This window comes from uncultured Roseibium sp., assembly GCF_947496995.1.
Lineage (GTDB): Bacteria > Pseudomonadota > Alphaproteobacteria > Rhizobiales > Stappiaceae > Roseibium.
The window spans coordinates 299,088-317,214 of record NZ_CANMFD010000004.1; the positions used below are offsets into that span (position 1 = coordinate 299,088).

The 18,127-nt window shown below is 61.9% G+C and carries 16 protein-coding genes; 8 read left to right on the plus strand and 8 right to left on the minus strand.

Features of this window, described 5'->3' with window-relative positions:
* The first annotated feature begins 7 nt into the window (after positions 1 to 7).
* From Q1B40_RS17400 to Q1B40_RS17425, 6 genes are all read left to right on the plus strand, one after another.
* Entirely contained in the window at positions 8 to 853 is an 846-nt protein-coding gene (locus tag Q1B40_RS17400) for a MoxR family ATPase (RefSeq protein ID WP_299817106.1), read from the plus strand.
* Between the two features lie 19 nt (positions 854 to 872).
* Entirely contained in the window at positions 873 to 1,418 is a 546-nt protein-coding gene (locus Q1B40_RS17405) for a hypothetical protein (RefSeq protein WP_299817108.1), read from the plus strand.
* 67 nt (positions 1,419 to 1,485) lie between these two features.
* Positions 1,486 to 2,010 carry a histidine phosphatase family protein gene (locus Q1B40_RS17410; RefSeq protein ID WP_299817111.1) on the plus strand — a complete coding sequence of 175 codons (525 nt, stop codon included), beginning with the start codon at positions 1,486 to 1,488 and terminating at the stop codon, positions 2,008 to 2,010.
* 94 nt (positions 2,011 to 2,104) lie between these two features.
* Entirely contained in the window at positions 2,105 to 3,598 is a 1,494-nt protein-coding gene (locus tag Q1B40_RS17415; RefSeq protein WP_299817113.1) for a YcjX family protein, read from the plus strand.
* Entirely contained in the window at positions 3,595 to 4,665 is a 1,071-nt protein-coding gene (locus Q1B40_RS17420; protein WP_299817115.1) for a YcjF family protein, read from the plus strand. The genes Q1B40_RS17415 and Q1B40_RS17420 overlap by 4 nt, the downstream gene beginning before the upstream one ends.
* A gap of 181 nt (positions 4,666 to 4,846) precedes the next feature.
* Complete coding sequence (locus Q1B40_RS17425) at positions 4,847 to 6,022, plus strand: VWA domain-containing protein (RefSeq protein WP_299817748.1); 1,176 nt, start codon at positions 4,847 to 4,849, stop codon at positions 6,020 to 6,022.
* A gap of 269 nt (positions 6,023 to 6,291) precedes the next feature.
* Here the strand turns inward: Q1B40_RS17425 and Q1B40_RS17430 are convergent, their stop codons facing one another.
* The 4 genes from Q1B40_RS17430 to Q1B40_RS17445 all read right to left on the minus strand — a co-directional run bounded on the left by Q1B40_RS17430 (position 6,292) and on the right by Q1B40_RS17445 (position 8,229).
* Entirely contained in the window at positions 6,292 to 6,720 is a 429-nt protein-coding gene (locus Q1B40_RS17430) for a universal stress protein (protein ID WP_299817117.1), read from the minus strand.
* Positions 6,721 to 6,789: 69 nt separating this feature from the next.
* The gene (locus Q1B40_RS17435; RefSeq protein ID WP_299817119.1) at positions 6,790 to 7,578 is read right to left on the minus strand and encodes a helix-turn-helix domain-containing protein; all 789 of its coding nucleotides are present in this window, start codon (positions 7,576 to 7,578) and stop codon (positions 6,790 to 6,792) included.
* A 73-nt stretch (positions 7,579 to 7,651) separates the two neighbouring features.
* On the minus strand, positions 7,652 to 7,849 hold the full coding sequence (locus tag Q1B40_RS17440) for a helix-turn-helix transcriptional regulator (protein ID WP_299817121.1): 198 nt from the start codon (positions 7,847 to 7,849) through the stop codon (positions 7,652 to 7,654).
* Complete coding sequence (locus Q1B40_RS17445; protein ID WP_299817123.1) at positions 7,849 to 8,229, minus strand: hypothetical protein; 381 nt, start codon at positions 8,227 to 8,229, stop codon at positions 7,849 to 7,851. Before Q1B40_RS17445 ends, Q1B40_RS17440 begins: the two co-directional genes overlap by 1 nt.
* Positions 8,230 to 8,478: 249 nt before the next feature.
* Between Q1B40_RS17445 and Q1B40_RS17450 the strand changes: the two genes are divergently transcribed.
* On the plus strand, positions 8,479 to 9,705 hold the full coding sequence (locus Q1B40_RS17450; RefSeq protein WP_299817126.1) for an MFS transporter: 1,227 nt from the start codon (positions 8,479 to 8,481) through the stop codon (positions 9,703 to 9,705).
* Positions 9,706 to 9,804: 99 nt separating this feature from the next.
* Here the strand turns inward: Q1B40_RS17450 and Q1B40_RS17455 are convergent, their stop codons facing one another.
* From Q1B40_RS17455 to Q1B40_RS17465, 3 genes are all read right to left on the minus strand, one after another.
* Positions 9,805 to 10,125 (minus strand): 2Fe-2S iron-sulfur cluster-binding protein, encoded by a 321-nt coding sequence (locus Q1B40_RS17455; RefSeq protein WP_299817127.1) that lies wholly within the window; start codon positions 10,123 to 10,125, stop codon positions 9,805 to 9,807.
* A gap of 241 nt (positions 10,126 to 10,366) precedes the next feature.
* Positions 10,367 to 10,729, minus strand: coding sequence for an Hpt domain-containing protein (locus Q1B40_RS17460; RefSeq protein WP_299817129.1), 363 nt, complete (start codon positions 10,727 to 10,729; stop codon positions 10,367 to 10,369).
* 252 nt (positions 10,730 to 10,981) lie between these two features.
* Positions 10,982 to 11,296, minus strand: coding sequence for a hypothetical protein (locus Q1B40_RS17465; RefSeq protein ID WP_299817131.1), 315 nt, complete (start codon positions 11,294 to 11,296; stop codon positions 10,982 to 10,984).
* Positions 11,297 to 11,576: 280 nt separating this feature from the next.
* On the opposite strand from Q1B40_RS17465, the gene Q1B40_RS17470 reads away from it, so the two are divergent.
* The gene (locus Q1B40_RS17470; RefSeq protein WP_299817133.1) at positions 11,577 to 16,952 is read left to right on the plus strand and encodes an antitoxin; all 5,376 of its coding nucleotides are present in this window, start codon (positions 11,577 to 11,579) and stop codon (positions 16,950 to 16,952) included.
* Between the two features lie 544 nt (positions 16,953 to 17,496).
* Here Q1B40_RS17470 and Q1B40_RS17475 read toward each other — a convergent pair.
* Positions 17,497 to 18,102: an ABC-type transport auxiliary lipoprotein family protein gene (locus Q1B40_RS17475; RefSeq protein ID WP_299817135.1), complete on the minus strand. Its 606-nt coding sequence runs from the start codon at positions 18,100 to 18,102 to the stop codon at positions 17,497 to 17,499.
* Between the last annotated feature and the right edge of the window lie 25 nt (positions 18,103 to 18,127).

The following is an 18,127-nucleotide window of genomic DNA, read 5'->3' on the forward strand; positions in this document are numbered from 1 at the left end:
CGGCCCCATGCGTTTCGAAGGAACTGAAGACTACATCGCCACGGAAGACCTGCGTATTGCCGTGAATGCGGCCGTTGCGCTGGAGCGGCCGCTGCTGATCAAGGGGGAACCCGGCACCGGTAAGACCGTGCTCGCTCAGCAGGTGGCTTCGGCCTTGAACGCGCCCCTGATCGAGTGGCACGTCAAGTCCACCACCAAGGCGCAGCAGGGCCTTTACGAATACGACGCGGTCTCCCGTCTGCGCGACAGCCAGTTGGGCGACGAACGGGTGAAGGACATCAACAACTACATCCGCAAGGGGAAGCTCTGGGAGGCGTTCGATGCGCCGCAAAGGCCGGTTCTGCTGATCGACGAGATCGACAAGGCGGACATCGAGTTCCCGAACGACCTTCTTCTGGAACTCGACCGCATGGAATTCCACGTCTACGAGACCGGCGATACCGTGCGGGCAAGACAGCGGCCGGTGGTGATCATCACCTCCAACAATGAAAAGGACCTCCCCGACGCCTTTCTGCGCCGGTGCTTTTTCCACTTCATCAAGTTTCCGGACGCGGAAACGATGGCCGAAATCGTGGAGGTGCACTTTCCGGACATCAAGAAGCGTCTGCTGTCAGAAGCCCTGCGCCTGTTCTATGATGTCAGGGACGTGCCTGGTCTCAAGAAGAAGCCGTCCACCTCGGAACTCATCGACTGGATCAAGCTGTTGCTCAACGAAGACGTCGATCCGGAAACCCTTCGTCAACAGGACGGTGCCAAACTGATCCCTCCGCTGCACGGCGCGCTGTTGAAGAACGAGCAGGACGTCCATCTGTTTGAACGTCTGGCGTTCATGTCGCGCCGGGAGCGGACCTGAACGCAAAGAGGAGAATGCCTTGGCGAGACGGCTCGCGATCCTGTTTCTGCTGGCGGCTGCAAGCCTGTTGCCGCATGGCCTGATGTCGGGACCCGCCCGCGCGCAGGTTCCGCCGGAGCAGGATGCGGGCTGGCAGAGCGCCGTCGGCGGCTTGCGCCATTTCACCGGCCTGCGCTGCCCGGACATGATCGGCAGCTTTTATCGCATAAAGGTGATGCAGGGGGACGCGGTCAGCCTGGCCGGCTGCGTCTATACCGGCCGCGATGGCATAACCGCCGTGCTGCGCAATCATCTTGAAACAACCGGCCGCCGCGAAGCACTGACATTTTCGCGCAGCTACAAGGCCGCCGGGTTCGAGCCGATCAAGCTGTCGGGCGCCGCCGCATCGGGCACCTCCTTCCGCACCCGCAACTGGACGCCCACAAGCCTGTGCGAAACCCTGTGGTATTTTTCCGGCGAACAGGCCGATTATACCCTATGGCTGTCGTACACTTTGCCGACTCAGGAAATTGAAGTCGGTCCGGCGGTGGCGGCCTTCACCCAGGCCCTCGCCAGCCAGAACTGACGGCGACACGACCCTGACCGTTTTGCGGGCACACCGCCGCGGCAAACGAGAGCTCCGGAAACATGACATGCGGTTACTTCTTCTAAGACATGCCAAATCCGATTGGGGAGATGACGATATCGCGGATATCGACCGTCCGCTGAACAGCCGTGGCAAGACCGCCGCCGTGACGATGGCGCGTTACATGAAGGACGCCGGACTGCTGCCCAATCAGATCCTGTGTTCAACGGCCCAGCGCACGCGCGAAACCCTGGCTCGGCTTCTGCCTTTCCTGCCTCAGGAAGCCCAGATCCACCTGATCTCCGACCTTTACCAGCAAAGCGAGGACGACTATTCCGGCCTCATTCGCAAACATGGCGGCAGGGCCCAGAACCTGATGGTGATCGGTCACAATCCCGCGACGGAAGACACCGCCCTCAGCCTGACGGGAACCGCCGACGCGCAGGCCATGTCCGACCTTCAGGAAAAATATCCGACCGGGGCGCTGGCGGTCATCGATTTCGATATTGCCGAGTGGGCCGAGCTGCATCCCAAAACCGGCCACCTGGAGCGGTTTACCAGACCGCGCGACCTGAAAGACGCCGCCGACTGAACGTCGGCCTTGCCTTCGCAATAGTCCGGCTCCGCGAGAGCCCGCATTTGCACTTGCCCCTTCCCGCGCTTACATGAACGCGCTGGAGGCGCTCTTGAACCCATTGACGACATTTGCCGAAGAAACCCGGCTGACACTCGCGAACCTGACCGATGCGGTCGGCGACCTTGCCGTACCCAGCCTGCGCCTGGGCGTGACCGGACTTGCCCGCTCCGGCAAGACGGTTTTTCTGACAGCCCTGGTTCACAACCTGGTCCATGGTGGGCGCCTGCCTGTGTTCAGCGCGGCAGCCGGCCACCGCATAACCGGCGCCAGCCTCCAGCCCCAGCCGGACGACGCCGTGCCGCGCTTCGACTACGAGGCCCATGTCCGTGCCCTTGTCAGCGACCGCATCTGGCCGGATTCGACCCGCCAGGTCTCCGAGCTGCGGCTGACCATCGACTTCGAGAGCGCATCCTATTTCTACAGGAAGCTCGGACCGGGCCGTCTGCATGTGGATCTGATCGATTATCCCGGCGAATGGCTGCTGGACCTGCCGCTTCTGAACAAGGACTACGCAGCCTTTTCCGCCGAAGCCCTTGGGCGGGCCAGGGCGCCGAACCGCAGGGAGATCGCCGCACCGTTTCTGGAAGCTCTGGCCGCGGTCGATCACGATGCCGCCGAAAGCGAACAGATCGCACAGGCGCTTGCCGCTTCGTTCAAGTCCTACCTGGCCGCTTGCCGGGACGATACCCATGCCCTGTCCATGCTGCCTCCCGGCCGATTTCTGATGCCCGGTGACCTGGATGGCTCTCCGGCGCTCACTTTCGCACCACTCGACATCCCGGCGGACTCCGCCCCTGCCCGCTCCGGCACGGTCCGGGCGATGATGGAAAGACGCTACGAAGCCTACAAGACCCATGTGGTCCGGCCCTTCTTCCGCAATCACTTTGCCAGGCTTGATCGGCAGATCGTGCTCGTCGATGTGCTTCACGCCATGAATGCCGGCCCGCATGCGATCGCCGACCTTCAGACGGCCCTTGGCGAAGTTCTCGGCGCGTTCCGACCCGGCAAGCGCAGCTGGCTGTCCTCGATCCTGACACGGCGCATCGACCGTATCCTGTTCGCCGCCACCAAGGCGGACCATCTGCACAGGAGCGATCACGACCGGCTGGAGGCAATCCTCAGGCGTCTGGTCGCCCGGGCAGAGGAGACCGCCCGCTTCAAGGGGGCCGAGGTGGACGTCATTGCCTTGGCCGCCGTACGCGCGACCCGGGAGGCAACCATCAAACACCGGGGCGAAGCCCTCCCCGCGATCCTCGGAACGCCGTTACCGGGCGAACGTCTCAACGGCGAAACCTATGACGGCGAAACCGAAATAGCGATGTTTCCCGGGGACTTGCCGCAAAACCCTGAATCAGTTTTTGGACGAGTTGACTCAATCTCTGAAGGCATCCGCCCGGACTTTCTGTCGGCCCAGGCAGATCTCCAGTTCCTGCGCTTCCGCCCACCGGAGCTGGATACCACGGCCGAGGGCCTGACATTGTCATTGCCGCATATCCGTCTCGACCGCGCCCTTGAATTCCTCATCGGAGACCGTCTGGCATGACCGGGACCACCCCCTCCTCTGGCCCTTCCTCCGGCCGCAAACCGGCTGCCTTCCGCCTTGACGATACCAAGGTGCGGATGACCGACGACGATACGAGGACACCCTCGGCCGGCGAAGCCCTGATAACGCAGATGTCCGCTGAAGACGAGGAGCCCCGGCTGCCGCGCGCCGCAAGCACGCCGAAAACCCGTTTCCGTTTCGGCAAATGGCTGCTTGTCGGCCTGTCCGGGCTGGTATCGCTCGCCATCGGGCTGGCGGTGGACAGCCTGATCCGCGATCTCTTCACCCGCACCGACTGGCTGGGCTGGCTGGGCCTTGCCCTCGCAGGTCTGGCGGCACTCGGCGTGCTGGGCCTGGCGGCACGGGAAATTGCCGGCCTCCTGCGGCTCTCCCGCATCGATCATCTGCGCGACCGGTTGCAGCTGGCCGCAGATACGGATGACAGCAAGGCGGCCTCTTCCGGCCTGAAAGACCTGCTTGCGCTCTATCTGGACAGGCCCGAGACAGCTCATGGCCGCAAGCAGCTCGCCGGTCACATGCGCGAGGTGATCGACGGCGCGGATCTGGTAAAACTCGCTGAACGCGACCTTCTCGCCCCGCTGGATCTGGAAGCCCGCCGGATCGTGATGAACAGTGCCAAGCGGGTTTCGCTGGTCACCGCCGTCAGTCCCCGGGCGCTGATCGACCTGCTGGCGGTCCTGTTTGAAAACCTCAGAACCATCCGCCGCCTGTCGACACTCTACGGAGGGCGGCCCGGCATGCTCGGGTTTCTGCGTCTTGCAAAGCATGTGGTGGGCCATCTGGCCGTTACCGGCGGCATGGCCGCAGGCGACAGCCTGGCGTCACAGGTTCTGGGACACGGTCTGGCGGCCCGCCTGTCGACCCGGCTCGGCGAAGGCGTCATCAACGGCCTCCTCACCGCCCGCATTGGCATCGCCGCAATTGCCGTCTGCCGCCCCGCCCCCTTTGTCGCGACAAGAGGGCCGACCATTTCGGATTTCATGGGCGAATTGATTTCCTCCACCGAAAAGCCGGAAAAATCCACTTCCGGATCCCCGGAAGCATAACCACAGGACGCCCGCGGTCTCCCGGTGGCGACGAGCTTCAATAGCTCCTGAAACACTCATCCCGCGGTTTGGCCCCGGTCTGGCCGCAGGTTGAAACGGGAACCGGAAAGCGGCTCATTTGTCTGGGCAAGTGGAAAATTCCCGCCTCGACAGTGCTCGCCCGCGTCGCTATTTTCCCCTCATGTTCATCAATTTCTTCACTGAGCTCAAATCCGCCGGAATACCGGTCTCGATGCGCGAATATCTTACGCTGATGGAGGCGCTGGACAAGGATCTGGCGGAAAAGAGCGTCGAGGACTTCTATTACCTCGCCCGCCTCTGCCTGGTGAAGGACGAGAGCAATCTCGACAAGTTCGACCGGGTCTTCGCGCATGTGTTCAAGGGTCTGGAGCTGTTGAGCGACGTGCCGGCGACCGACATTCCCGAAGACTGGCTGCGCAAGCTCGCCGAAAAGCACCTGAGCGAAGAGGACAAGGCGCAGATCGAATCTCTCGGCGGCTTCGAGAAACTCATGGAAACCCTGCGCGAGCGCCTGAAGGAACAGGAAAAGCGTCACCAGGGCGGCAACAAATGGATCGGGACGGCCGGAACCTCCCCCTTCGGCGCTTACGGCTACAATCCGGAAGGCATCCGCATCGGTCAGCACGAGAGCCGTCACCGGCGGGCGGTCAAGGTCTGGGACAAGCGGGAATTCAAGGACCTGGACGACACACAGCTTCTGGGCTCACGCAATATCCAGGTAGCCCTCAAGCGCCTCAGGAACTTCGCCCGCACGGGGGCTGCCGACGAACTGGACCTCGACAGCACAATCCGTTCCACCGCTCACAAGGGGCTGCTCGATATAAGGATGCGCCCGGAACGGCACAACGCGGTCAAGGTTCTGCTGTTCTTCGATATCGGCGGCTCGATGGACGATCATATCCGTGTCTGCGAGGAACTTTTTTCCGCCGCCCGCTCGGAATTCAAGGTGATGGAGCATTTCTACTTCCATAACTGCCCGTATGAATTCGTCTGGAAGGAAAACCGCCGCCGCCATACCGAGCGCCTGCCGACCATGGACGTGCTGCACAAGTATCCAGCCGACTACAAGATCATCTTCGTCGGCGACGCCTCCATGAGCCCCTATGAGATCGCCTATCCCGGCGGTTCGGTGGAACACTGGAACGAGGAGCCGGGATCGGCCTGGATGCAACGCCTCACCGGGCTTTACAAGAGCGCGATCTGGCTCAATCCCGTGCGCGAAGAACACTGGGGCTACACCCAGTCCATCCAGATGCTGAACGAGCTGATGGAAGGGCGGATGTTCCCGATGACCCTGGAGGGTCTGACCGAGGGGATGAAGGAACTGGCGCGCTAATACCAACCTCAATAAATAAGAACCTATTTGACCATGACATGAAAGCGTTCCGCGAGGAGCGTGTCGCAGGACGATGCGGGGCATCGGTCAAGACGCGCAACGCTGTGGAGCGCTCTCATGTCTTGGCCTTCGGTGGCTTGTTCAGGCCCGCCGGACTGCGTTGCGCCGCTTGACCGGCCAACCAGGCCGATCTGCGCGCCGCTCCTTGCCTGCGGCCCTGAACAAGTCATCAAGTAGGTCCCTATTTATTGAGGTTGGTATAAGACACGTCAGTCGCCGCGCAGGACCATCACCGAGCAAGGTGCGTGACGCACGATATGCGCCGCGTTGGAGCCGATGAAATAGGTGGAAAGTCCCGGCTTGTGCGAGGTCATGAGAATGAGGTCGCAGCCGGACATTTCGGCTTCTTCGATCACCTCGTGATAGACGGTCCCCATGCGAACCTGACTGTCGACCGCCCCCGCAGGAACGTCCAGCTTCGCAGCAAGCTCCTCGAGTATGAGCGTCGTCGCCTCGATTTCCCGCTTTTGCCAGCCCTCCGGCAACTGGCTGGCCACGAAGCTCTGCACTTCCGGACACACCGCCAGAAGATGGATCTTCGCGCCATAGTCCCTGGCGAGCTGTGAGGCTTTGGCAAGGGCATCATCCGCGAAGCCCGGTTCGGCGGGATCCAGGGGAATGAGGATTTTCTTGAACATGGCTCTTGTCTCCGGCGTGTTGTTTCATCCAACCATCGCCGTGGGCGGGGACCACCGCCATGAGCCAGATCAATCCGGATTGCTCCCGCCAAAGTACCGTCCCGGCGTCACCCCGAAAGACTTCTTGAACGTCGCCACGAAAGCGCTCGGGCCTTCATAGCCCAGCTTGTGGGAAACATCGGAGACGCTGCGCCCGCAGGCAAGCAGTTCCAGCGCCCGGAACAGCTTCACCTGCCGGCACCAGGTCCGGTAGCTCAGCCCGGTTTCCGCCTTGATCCGCCGTTCGAAAGACCTGACGGAGGTGGCGCAGCGCTCCGCAGCCTCGGTCAGCGAAGGCACATCGGCCGGACAGCGCACCACGTCGTCACACAACTGCCTGAGCCGCGCGTCCTGCGGCATGGGAAGCTGTAGCCCCGCCGCGGGCAGCATCTTGAGCTGGTCCAGAATGACGGCGGCGATGCGCGCAGCCGGCCCCTCTTCCGTTTCCGCCCGCGCATAGGACATGAACTCCAGGATCAGAGCGCGCAGGAGCGTGGTGACCTGCATGACCTGCGGCGACTGCGGAAGGTTCCGGGCATGCTCGAACTGGACGTAGATGTAGCGCAGTTCGGTGTCCGTCAGGTAGCGTGTCTGATGGCTGACCCGGGGCGGCAGCCACACCGCACGCTCCGGCGGCACGAAATAGGTGCCCATGTCTGTGTCGATCGCGATCGACCCGTTCACCACATGGAAAAGCTGGGCGGCGTCATGGGCATGCCAGCCGTTGTTCTGTCCCTGAAGCTCCGTCCGCGCATAGCCGATAAGCGGCGCGGCGACCGCGTGCCTGGGAAACTCCGCCAGCTCCGGATGAATGCTCATTGTCTTCGCGAGCCTTCCCGCCCGTTGAAACCGACATCTGTTTTACCCGGTTTCGGCAGGCGTGGGTACAGACCTATCCATCTTCCGGATCGAATATCCGCTCGATCGGCAATCCGAACACCCGCGAGATCCGGAAAGCCAGCGGCAGGCTCGGATCGTATCTGCCACGCTCGAGCGCGATGACGGTCTGCCGCGTGACGTCCAGCTTCTCTGCCAGGGCCGCCTGGGACCAGCCTTTTGCGCATCTCAGATCCTTGAGGTGATTGCGCATCAGGTCCTGAGACGCACAAGCACGGTCGCGACCGACCAGGCGATCATCAGGAAGGTCGCGTAAAGACTGAAATCAACCGGCCAGGCATTTCCAAGCTTGTCCAGGAAAAGCGCAAGGAACACGCCCGCGAGCAATGTCAGCGCTCCGGCAACGGCCAGAATATGCCGCTCGCGCTCATCCACCTTGCGGTAGAACCGCACCTGTGCCCAAAGGGCAAGCCCCATCGGCAATGTCGCTGCAAACGAAACGGCAACCACCACCATCGGAGCGGTGTGTGTTTCCAGATATTGCCGGGCAAGGTAACTCGCCAGGACATAAAGCGCGGTTCCGGTGAAGGTCTCCGCCAGATACCGGTAAGTCAGCCTGTCAAAGCGGTTCATATCCGCCTCCCTTGGCGTCAATTTGTAAAGCAAGCTTTACATCTCACATTGCCGCGCAATTGTAAAGCTTGCTTTACACTTCGCCGTTCTCGCAGCCGGCCGCGGCATCGGGAAGCGAGTTCGGGACGAGGTTCAGTCTGATTTTTGGCGAGTGGGAAACATATCGTGACAAAACAGCGCTAACACGCAAAACGCAAATGGGTTTAGAAGCTTGGCCTCAGATCAACTCATTATGTTTACGGCTATGGAATGACTTATTTCACCCGATCCGTCAGCGCGGATGGAACCACCGGCTGGCGCTCCCCGGCAGTGCTTTTGATGATCATGGCAGGCGCCATGCAATTGTCTTTTGCCGCCTGGTGGAACCTGATGAACAATTTTGCGGTGCAGGAGCTTGATTTCACCGGCCGCGAGATCGGTATACAGCAGTCGATCCGCGAAATTCCGGGGTTCCTGAGCTTTCTGGCAATCTACCTGCTGCTGCTGATGCGCGAGCAGACGCTTGCCTATCTGTCCCTGCTGATGCTTGGCGTCGGCGTTGCCCTCACCGGGTATTTTCCGACCGCGATCGGCTTTTATGCCACCACGCTGATCATGTCGATCGGGTTTCATTATTACGAGACCATGGCCCAGTCGCTGTCGCTGCAATGGCTGCCGAAGGCTACGGCGGCCGCCAGCATGGGCAAGATCATCTCCGTCGGCGCTTTCGCCCAGCTGATCGCCTATGGCGTCATTTTCGTGGCCTGGAAGATGTTCGACCTGTCGTTCACCACGGTCTTCGCCATCGCCGGCGGCCTGACCCTTGTGGTGCTGGCCTTTCTGATGATGGCCTATCCGCATTTCAAGGAAGGCGTTCCGCAGCACAAGAAGCTGATCCTGAAAAGGCGCTACTGGCTCTATTACGCCCTCACCTTCATGGCCGGCGCCCGCCGCCAGATCTTCACGGTCTTCGCTGGCTTCCTGATGGTCGAGCGGTTCGGCTATGACGTTCACGAGGTGGCAGGGCTGTTCCTGCTCAACGGCTTCTTCAACATGCTGCTGGCCCCGAAGATCGGCAGGCTGATCGTCCGCTTCGGCGAGCGCAAGGCGCTGGTCCTGGAATATGTCGGCCTGTTCCTGGTCTTCGTCAGCTATGCCTTCGTCACCAGCGCGACGCTGGCGGCCAGCCTCTATGTGATCGACCATGCCTTCTTCGCCATCGCGATCGCCATCAAGACCTATTTCCAGAAGATCGCAGATCCGGCCGACATCGCCCCGACAGCCGGTGTCGCTTTCACGATCAACCACATCGCAGCGGTGTTCATTCCCGTGGTTTTCGGTCTGGTCTGGCTGGTCTCGCCGACGGCGGTCTTCCTGTCGGGCGCTGTCATGGCTCTCGTCAGCCTGGGGCTGGCGACACTGATCCCCAGCGCGCCGGAAGAAGGTCAGGAAGTCGACTTCTGGTACCGCAAACCCATCGCCCAGCCGGCCGAGTAAGGCGGACCCACACGCAGCTTCAAAATCACGAAAGGCTCCCCCGTGCGAGGGGGATCCTTTCGGGCGATCAGATGTCAGTGTTGAAACAGGGCGGCTTGTTCAGGCCTGCCGCTCAGGCACATGGACCACCAGGCCGTCGAGCTCGCTGGTGACCTTGATCTGGCAGGAAAGACGCGAGGTCGGCTTCACGTCATAGGCGAAATCGAGCATGTCCTCTTCCATCGGCTCCGCCGTGCCGGTCTTGCCCTGCCAGGCTTCGTCCACATAGACATGGCAGGTGGCGCAGGCGCAGGCCCCGCCGCATTCCGCTTCAATGCCCTGAACCATGTTCTTGATGGCGTTTTCCATCACGGTGGAGCCTTCGGTGGCGTCCACATCGGTCCGGGTTCCATCGGCGTTTATGAATGTGATCTTCGGCATGCGTCGCGTCCAGGCCTTCAATTGTGGTCAATGCAGCGCCGTGCCCGTCATGAACGTTTTCAGCGCTTCTGACGCCGGTCCTCAAACGTTTCACACCGGGAGCATTGCGCTCCGGTCGTCCCGACATAAAGCTTCCGCGAAAAAGGTCAAGGACCGTGCCGTTTCCAAGCGTCAATCTGCCCCGGATAAATCGCCTCATGCGCAGAAGCGCCGGGTCACCCTGTTCACCCGTCCAGTCGATCTAACCTTCCAGGAGATCCCGGATATAGCGATTGGTCTCGTCGACGGCGGCGATCAGGCTCTCCGTCGCGGGATTGGGCACGGATCTCATCTTGCTTTCAAGGCTCTCGCAAACCACCGCGACCCGTTCCGCCCCGATGGCCAGTGCGGAGCCTTTCAGCGTGTGAACGAGGTCCAGCCGCACCGATGCGTCGGTTTCGCCTGCCAGCCGTTCAAGCGTGGTGGAGGATTGCGATTTGAAAAGATGAAGAACCTGCACTTCAAGATCCCGGTTTCCCAGGGTGTTGGTGGCCAGTCGCACCAGATCTATCGGTGCTTCGGGCCCGGCCCGGCCGGCGACACGGGCCATGGATGAAGGGGCCATGTAGGTGCTCCAAACTGCTCAGCTCATGCCTGTCGGCACCCTGCCGCAAGCTATGACGTGTCAGACTGTGCCCCCAAACCCCCAAACACCCGGTTAAACGGACCCGCCGGACGGGTCCTTCGGCCCTGTGTCCCCAAAAAATTGTTTTTTTGGTTAACGCGGGTTAACACGGGTTTCAAAATACAATTAAAAAAATCCTTGCAAATTAGCCGATTTATTGAATCGATAAAATTTTAATGAAATGATTCGGCGTTAACTTTTTTCACGTTTTTGACTTGCGGAGAGAACTTCAACTGCTGCAGGCGTCAGCTTGCAGACCAGCCAATCGGGCTTGATTGGGTTGGAAAACCAAGGCTCTGCCCAGCCTGCCTCGATACAGGCCCGGATTGTACGCGCCGGAATTTCCCGTCCGTTGTCATCGAACAACGGCAGCTTGCCACCCGCCTGATCGAGCCCCTTCAGCAACCACCGCTTTTGCGCAGCGGTCAGGTTTCCCGCTTTGAGCGCGGTGCCTGAAGCGGTGTTGCGATGCTCTTCCACGACGTCTTCTGGCTTCGATTCTGGCATTCAAACAGCCCCTTAAGTGACTCACGCTATTGCCGTTTCTTGTTCGTTAGGAGAGATTGTGCCATTACAGTTACTGATGCGGCAAGGTGGGGAGTGTACCGTCGGACAGAATGTTCACGGTCGGTCGGCGGCGGCCCTCCTCTTGGAGAATATCCACGGTTCAGTTCTGTCGAACTGTGGCCGTAAAATTGGCGCATCCGGTAGTCACTGTGGAGTGCTGCAAGTAGCAGCTGGCTGATATTACCGGCGTGTAATGAGTACGGACGTGAGGCGACCCTATATGGCAAATCCGACAAAGGCGAAAGATCCGGCGGAAGCGGCACTTTCTGCGGTTGAAGAAGCCCTGAAGCTTGACTTCGGCGGCCCTGAGGCGGCAGCAGCGCAACCGGCTGCGGAGGCGAGCGTGGCTGTGGAAGCGGACACGGCACGCAGATCCCAGACGGCCAAGTCGGGGTCCTCTCCACGTGACGAACAGCGCCAGGCAAGGCGCCGGGGACGCGGCGGACGCCCGCCTGCGGCCAATGACGACCGCCGAAACATCGGCACTCTGATCTATGCCCTGCAGCGCCGGCCTTCCTCCACGCCTTTCTGGGGCGCCCTTGCGCTCAGCGCCATCTGGGCCGCCCTCGGCAGCAGTCTTTTCCTGACCGCCTTCGCCGACAAGGTTGCCACCATCAACGACCTTCAGGCCCTGCTCGGCTCGCCTGAAATGATCCTGGCCGGTGCCGGGATCGTCGTGCCGATCGTCTTCTTCTTCGTCATGGCCATGATGATCTGGCGCGCGCAGGAAATGCGCATCGTCGCCCGCGGCATGACGGAAGTCGCCCTGCGGCTGGCCGAACCGGAAGACATGGCCAAGGAATCCATCCTCAGTGTCGGACAGGCCATCCGCCGTGAAGTCGCGGCCATGGGTGACGGCATCGAGCGCGCGATTGCCCGCGCCAGCGAGCTGGAAGTCCTGGTCCATAACGAGGTGTCTTCCCTCGAACGGTCCTATAACGACAACGAACTCAAGATCCGCGGCCTGATCGAGGAACTGGTCAGCCAGCGTGAATCCATCGTCATGAACGCCGAACGGGTGCGCGAGACCATCGCCGGCGCCCACGAAAGCTTCGCTGCGCAGATGTCCAACACCTCCGGCGAGTTGGGCAGTACCGTGGAAACGGCGACCCAGCGGATGATCGATGCGGTCAACAGCCGCGTGGAGGAACTGACCTCCAGCGTGGACTCGCGCATCGAGACGCTTGGCGCGACCCTGCATGCCTCCGGCAGCGAACTGGTCGACTCCCTGACGGTGCGTGCGGAGGACTATGTCTCCCGCCTGTCCACCACCGGCAACGATCTGGTCGACAATCTGGCCGAAACCGGCTCCACCATGTGGGAGACGCTGTCGATCCGCGGCAACGAGGTGAACGAGCGCTTCGCGGAAACCGCGAACCAGTTCGTCGAGACCCTGACCGCTCGCGGCAGTGACATAAACGAAACCCTCACCTCCTCCAGCACCTCCGTCATCGAGACGCTGAGCACCAAGGCCGACGAGTTCCGTCATTCGATGGAAAACACCGGGGCGTCCGTGAGCGAGATCATCACCCAGCGCGGTGAGGAAATTAACGCCAACCTGTCGCTGACATCCGGCCGCCTGATCGACACGATCACCGCCCGGACCGAAGAGCTGGTTGCAACGGTCGACACCCGCGTCACCTCTCTCGACGAGTCCCTTGCCGAAACAGGCAACCGGGTCGTGGAGAGCATCTCCGAACGCGGTCAGACCGTCACAGACACCATATCCATCCGTGGAGCCGAAATCGTCGACACCCTGTCGAGCCGGTCCACCGAAGTGTCCGAGATCCTGCGCGGCACAGGCGAAAGTATTGTTGTCGACCTTTCCCTGCGCGGCGGCGAAATCGCCTCCAAACTGGACGAAACCGCGGGTTCTCTCACCGAAACCATCACCGTGCGCGGTGGCGAACTGGCCGAGAAACTCGATACGATCTCCGAACGCATCTACACGGCGATCTCCATCAACGGCAGCGAGCTGGACGAACGTCTGGCAGCCCGCAGCAACGAGATGGCGACGGTCCTGGAGCAGCAGACGGACGGCTTCCGCCAGACACTCGAAGGCGTGTCCTACAAGTTCTCGACCGGCCTCGGCGAGCAGACATCCGCCCTCACCGACAAACTTGCCGAAACCGGCACCCAGCTTGCCGAACTGATCGGCAGCCGCGGTGACCGCGTGACCAGCAACATCAACGAAATCAGCGGCAAGATTGCCGAGACGCTGGATGTGCGCGGCCTCGCCCTGCAGGAAGGCCTGTCCTCGCGTCTGGCCGAACTGGAAACGCTTGTCGGCGAACGTGGCGGCCAGCTAATCGAAGCCTTCGATTCCAGGACGGAAGTTCTGTCGGAAGCGCTCGACACCCGCCTGTCGGGCCTCGACAACACCTTCGCGGCCCGCATCGACATGATGGATGCCTCGCTCGGCGACCGCATCGCGACGATGGACACGTCCCTCGGCAGCCACATCAACACGCTGGACCTCACACTCGACCAGCGCACTGCCGCCTTCGAGGCGACCCTGGAAGCCCGGACACAGATCCTTGCGGACGCCATCGACCACCGCACCTCCGGTATCAGCGATGCGCTGGAGGAAAAGACCCGCAACATCACCGATATCCTGGCAGACCGTTCCGACGCCATCACCCTGCAGCTCGGTCAGCGCATCGAAGACGCCGGCAACACTCTGGCGGAACGCGCCGAGGAAATCGGTCAGTCCCTGTCGACCCGCGTCGACGGTGCGGCATCGTCCATGGCCGAGAAAGCCGAACTGCTGTCCGCCTCCATGACCAGCGGTACCGACCGGATCGACGAAACGCTCGACGCACGGGCACGTCAGATCTCCGAGACCCTGATTTCCCGTACCAAGGAGATCGCCCAGGCATTTGTCGAGGGCCAGGAGGAAATGACCTCGGCCCTGGACAACCGTCTGGCGGAAGCCGGCAGCGTTCTGGGCAAGCAGAGTGCCGAGCTCACTGAATCCCTCTCCGAGCGGATCGCGGAGATCAACGTTTCCCTGGGCGCCAAGGTGTTCGAGGTCGCAGAAACCCTCGATACCCGCGCGAGCCAGCTCGAAACCCTGCTCAACGAGCGCCTGGAAAGCATCTCCGGGACCCTCACCGGTGAAAGCGAGCGCGCCCGTGACATCCTCACGACCGTGATTGCCGAAGCCGGCTCGACCCTGTCCACCGAAAGCACGCGTTTGCGCGACGTGGTTCAGGAAGCTGTCGGCGCTGCAGTTCAGTCTCTTTCCGATGAACGCAACAAGACCGTCGAGATCGTCGATGGAGCGCTCAGTGAAGCGACGCAAAAGCTTGCCGGCGAAGGCGACCGCATGCGCCAGATCGTCCTCGGCACGGTGGGCGAAGCCCGCGGCGTGCTGGTGGGCGAAAGCCAGAAAGCGGCCGAGGCCGTCACTTCGGCGATGAACCAGGCAACCGGCTCCATGTCCGGCGAAAGCATCAAGATCCGCGACCTTGTGTTCGCGGCTGTCGGTGACGCTGCCCGCGCCATGTCGGCGGAAAGCGAAAAGGCACGCACGCTCTATGCAGGCACACTGGCTGAATTCAGCGGGTCCCTTACCGGCGAGAGCGACAAGGTCCGCAACGACCTTTCCGGCCTGATCGCCGAAATTTCCGGCAACCTGTCCGCCGAAAGCGAACAGGCCCGCCTGACGCTGGCCAAGACGCTGGAAGAAATGCGCGGCCAGATGTCGAGCGAAGCCGGCATCGTCCGCGCCCGGGTCAACAGCGCCGTGGCGGAAGCCGCGGAACTTCTGGTGGGCCGCGGCAACGAGGTCGCCAACGAACTTCTGGAAAAGGCAAACGCCCTCAACGAAGCCTTCGGTGCCCGCTCCGGCGAACTGGCCAAGATTGTCGGCACGGATGGCAACGAACTCGTCAAGGCCATCGAACTGCGCGCCAACGATCTGACCGGACGCCTGTCCGAGGTGCATTCAGCCATTCTGGAAGCCATCACGGTCAAGGGCCGCGATGTCACGGATACCTTCGCCCATACGGGTCTGGATGCCACCCGCTCGCTGGTCGAGGCCGGTGACAAGATCGTCACCAGCATCAACGAGCGCAGCGAACACGCCACGTCCCTCCTCACGGAGACCCGGCGCCGTCTGGAAGCGGATGTCTCCGAAATTCTCTCCAAGATCGAGGCGTCCAATACCAATCTGCAGGATATCGTCGCCTCGGCCGGAGAGAACCTCACCGAAGTGGAAGGCAACCTTGCCCGCCGCGCCGGCGAGTTCCGCTCCGCGGTCGACAGGGCTGTCGGCGAGACCAACTCGACGACCTCCGTCATCACCGAACAGGTTGCCAACCTGCGCGATGTGACCGAGACGACCCTTGCGGACATCATGAACCTGACCAACCGCTTCGGCGATCAGTCGGAGGAACTCACCAAGGCGGCTCGTCACCTGGAAGAGACCAACCGGTCCGTGGAAAACCGCGTCGCGGAACGCCGCACGGCGATCGAGGAAGTGGCCGATACGCTGCTGGCGAAAACCGAGTCGGTCGACACGCTCATGCGGTCCTTCACGCAGACCCTGTCCAGCACGCTGGAAACAGCCGACGACAAGGCCCGCGAAGCGGCTAACATGCTGGGCGCGGCTGCAGAAGCTGCCTCCAGACAGGTTGCCGAGCAGTTCGAGTCCATGCGTCTGACTGCCGGCATGGAAGGCCAGAAGGCGCGCGATGCGGTACGCGCCGCTCAGGACGACATCATTGCCGAAATGACCCGCACTGTCAGCGAGGCATCCGAACGCTTCAACGATGCGGCGGTGCGCATGCGCGATGTCGCTCGCGACGTTCACCGCGAACTGGAGGCGACCCGCTCCGAACTCAAGCAGGGCGTCCTCAACCTGCCGGACGAAGCCGAGGAATCCTCGGCGGCCCTGCGCAAGGTGGTCAACGAGCAGATCCGCGCGCTGACCGAATTGTCGGAGATCGTCGCCAAGCAGTCCAATGTACTTGACCTCTCCCGCCCGCAGGCCGCAACGGCATCCGCCGCTGCCGCGCCCGCACCGGCGCCGGTCAATTACGCCCCCGCCTCCCCTGCCCGTCAGCAGGCAGCTCCGTCCGGCGAACAGCGCCCGGCACAGAGCCGTCCGATGGACACGCGCCGGCAGCAACCGGCACAGGCCGAAACGGGCGGTTCCGGTGGCAAGGGCTGGGTGTCCGATCTACTGCGCCGCGCGTCGCGTGACGAGGATGCCGACTCCGACATCCAGCCGGGTCGCACACCGCTGCAGACTGTTGAAAGCCTCAACTCCCTGTCCGTCGATATCGCCCGGGCAATCGATCACGAGACCTTCATCGACCTGTGGAACCGCTACCGTGGCGGTGAGCGCCATGTGTTCACCCGCCGCCTCTACACGCTGCAGGGCCAGCAGACCTTCGACGAGATCCGTCAGAAGTATTCCCGCGACCCTGAGTTCCGCACAGCCGTGGAACGCTACGTGGCCGACTTCGAGCAGCTTCTCGCCCAGGTCTCGCGCAACGACCGCGACAACATGCTGGGCCAGACCTATCTCACGTCGGATACGGGCAAGGTCTACACCATGCTCGCCCACGCCAGCGGCCGTCTCGACTAAGCGGCGGCGATCATCCAAACGCATAAAGGCGGGCTTCGGCCCGCCTTTTTTGTTGGCTGACAACCCCCTACGGTCATCAACTCTGTTGAGTGAACCGAGAAGCTGAATACCACCCCCGGCGGTCATCCCGGACGCAGCGGAGCGAAGATCCGGGATCGGTAAGCCGAGGGTTTTCTATTGGAAAGTGTCAGCTGCAACAGGGCTTGTGGCTCACCGATCCCGGCTCGCGCTTCACTTGGCCGGGATGACCGCGGCACAGCTGTGGCTTTGTCAGCAATCCGGGGCAGGCGTCAGATCACGCGCCCGCTTCATTGCCGGAGTGGTGTGAAGGTGAGAGCGGAATTTTGTTGGAACAGAACCGCGGCCGGAAAGAGCTGTGGTGTGGAGCCTGCAGAGAGCAATATTCTCTGGGGAGATGGTGCCTTGGAACCACGTCGATCAAGCCAGGCCAGATCGGGAGGGCCTCACGGGAGAATGATGCCGCTGATTTATCTCGCGTCCTGAAGACCTTGGTGCCGCCCCGCATGAGAGACAGCAGACATGCTTAAACGTTCTGCAGCGTCCAGGCGGCTATTTCCGCGAAGACGCGGTCGGCGGAGCGGTTCATCGCTTCGACGGCCTTGTCGACGGAGGTCGCGCCTGCCGGTGTTGCCGCGCGGAACACCTTGGTGGCGACGGTCCGGCCGTTGCGGTCGTTGACGATCCGTGCGGAAATCTCGACGACCCCCCGGTTGCCGCTGCCGAGCCTGAGCTCGAATGCACGGATTTCGCTCTGCAGCTGATAATCGATCAGAAGCCCGTCTCCGGGAAGCCCGACGCCGCGCAGACGGTTGGTGTTCTGCAAGGTTTCCACGAGTTTGAGCTGCACGACATTCGGCAGGGTGTCCGCCCATGCGGAGCCGGGGAAATAGCTGTAGACGGGACCCTTGTCGACCACGGCGATATAGCTGGTGTCGAGCGCTTTCAGAGCCCGCGGAGAGGCCACCAGCAACTGGACACGGCTGGACCGTCCGGTCAGGCCGCCGACATCGGCCGCCTCGATTCCGTAATAGGCGGAGGGCGTGGAACTCGCGCAACCGGTGACCAGCACACCCAGCCCGAGAACGCCAAGCACGCCCCGCCGGGTCATGTCCGTAGTTGCCTTCGTCATAACGCCCTGCCCCTTAAAACTCTTC

Coding starts and splice junctions, on each gene's coding strand:
- Q1B40_RS17450 (WP_299817126.1), top strand. CDS start 8,479: ATGACTTATTTCACCCGATCCGTCAGCGCGGATGGAACCACCGGCTGG.
- Q1B40_RS17475 (WP_299817135.1), bottom strand. CDS start 18,102: ATGACGAAGGCAACTACGGACATGACCCGGCGGGGCGTGCTTGGCGTT.
- Q1B40_RS17460 (WP_299817129.1), bottom strand. CDS start 10,729: ATGGCCCCTTCATCCATGGCCCGTGTCGCCGGCCGGGCCGGGCCCGAA.
- Q1B40_RS17470 (WP_299817133.1), top strand. CDS start 11,577: ATGGCAAATCCGACAAAGGCGAAAGATCCGGCGGAAGCGGCACTTTCT.
- Q1B40_RS17440 (WP_299817121.1), bottom strand. CDS start 7,849: ATGCGCAATCACCTCAAGGATCTGAGATGCGCAAAAGGCTGGTCCCAG.
- Q1B40_RS17410 (WP_299817111.1), top strand. CDS start 1,486: ATGCGGTTACTTCTTCTAAGACATGCCAAATCCGATTGGGGAGATGAC.
- Q1B40_RS17430 (WP_299817117.1), bottom strand. CDS start 6,720: ATGTTCAAGAAAATCCTCATTCCCCTGGATCCCGCCGAACCGGGCTTC.
- Q1B40_RS17400 (WP_299817106.1), top strand. CDS start 8: ATGCGTTTCGAAGGAACTGAAGACTACATCGCCACGGAAGACCTGCGT.
- Q1B40_RS17465 (WP_299817131.1), bottom strand. CDS start 11,296: ATGCCAGAATCGAAGCCAGAAGACGTCGTGGAAGAGCATCGCAACACC.
- Q1B40_RS17445 (WP_299817123.1), bottom strand. CDS start 8,229: ATGAACCGCTTTGACAGGCTGACTTACCGGTATCTGGCGGAGACCTTC.
- Q1B40_RS17425 (WP_299817748.1), top strand. CDS start 4,847: ATGTTCATCAATTTCTTCACTGAGCTCAAATCCGCCGGAATACCGGTC.
- Q1B40_RS17455 (WP_299817127.1), bottom strand. CDS start 10,125: ATGCCGAAGATCACATTCATAAACGCCGATGGAACCCGGACCGATGTG.
- Q1B40_RS17435 (WP_299817119.1), bottom strand. CDS start 7,578: ATGAGCATTCATCCGGAGCTGGCGGAGTTTCCCAGGCACGCGGTCGCC.
- Q1B40_RS17420 (WP_299817115.1), top strand. CDS start 3,595: ATGACCGGGACCACCCCCTCCTCTGGCCCTTCCTCCGGCCGCAAACCG.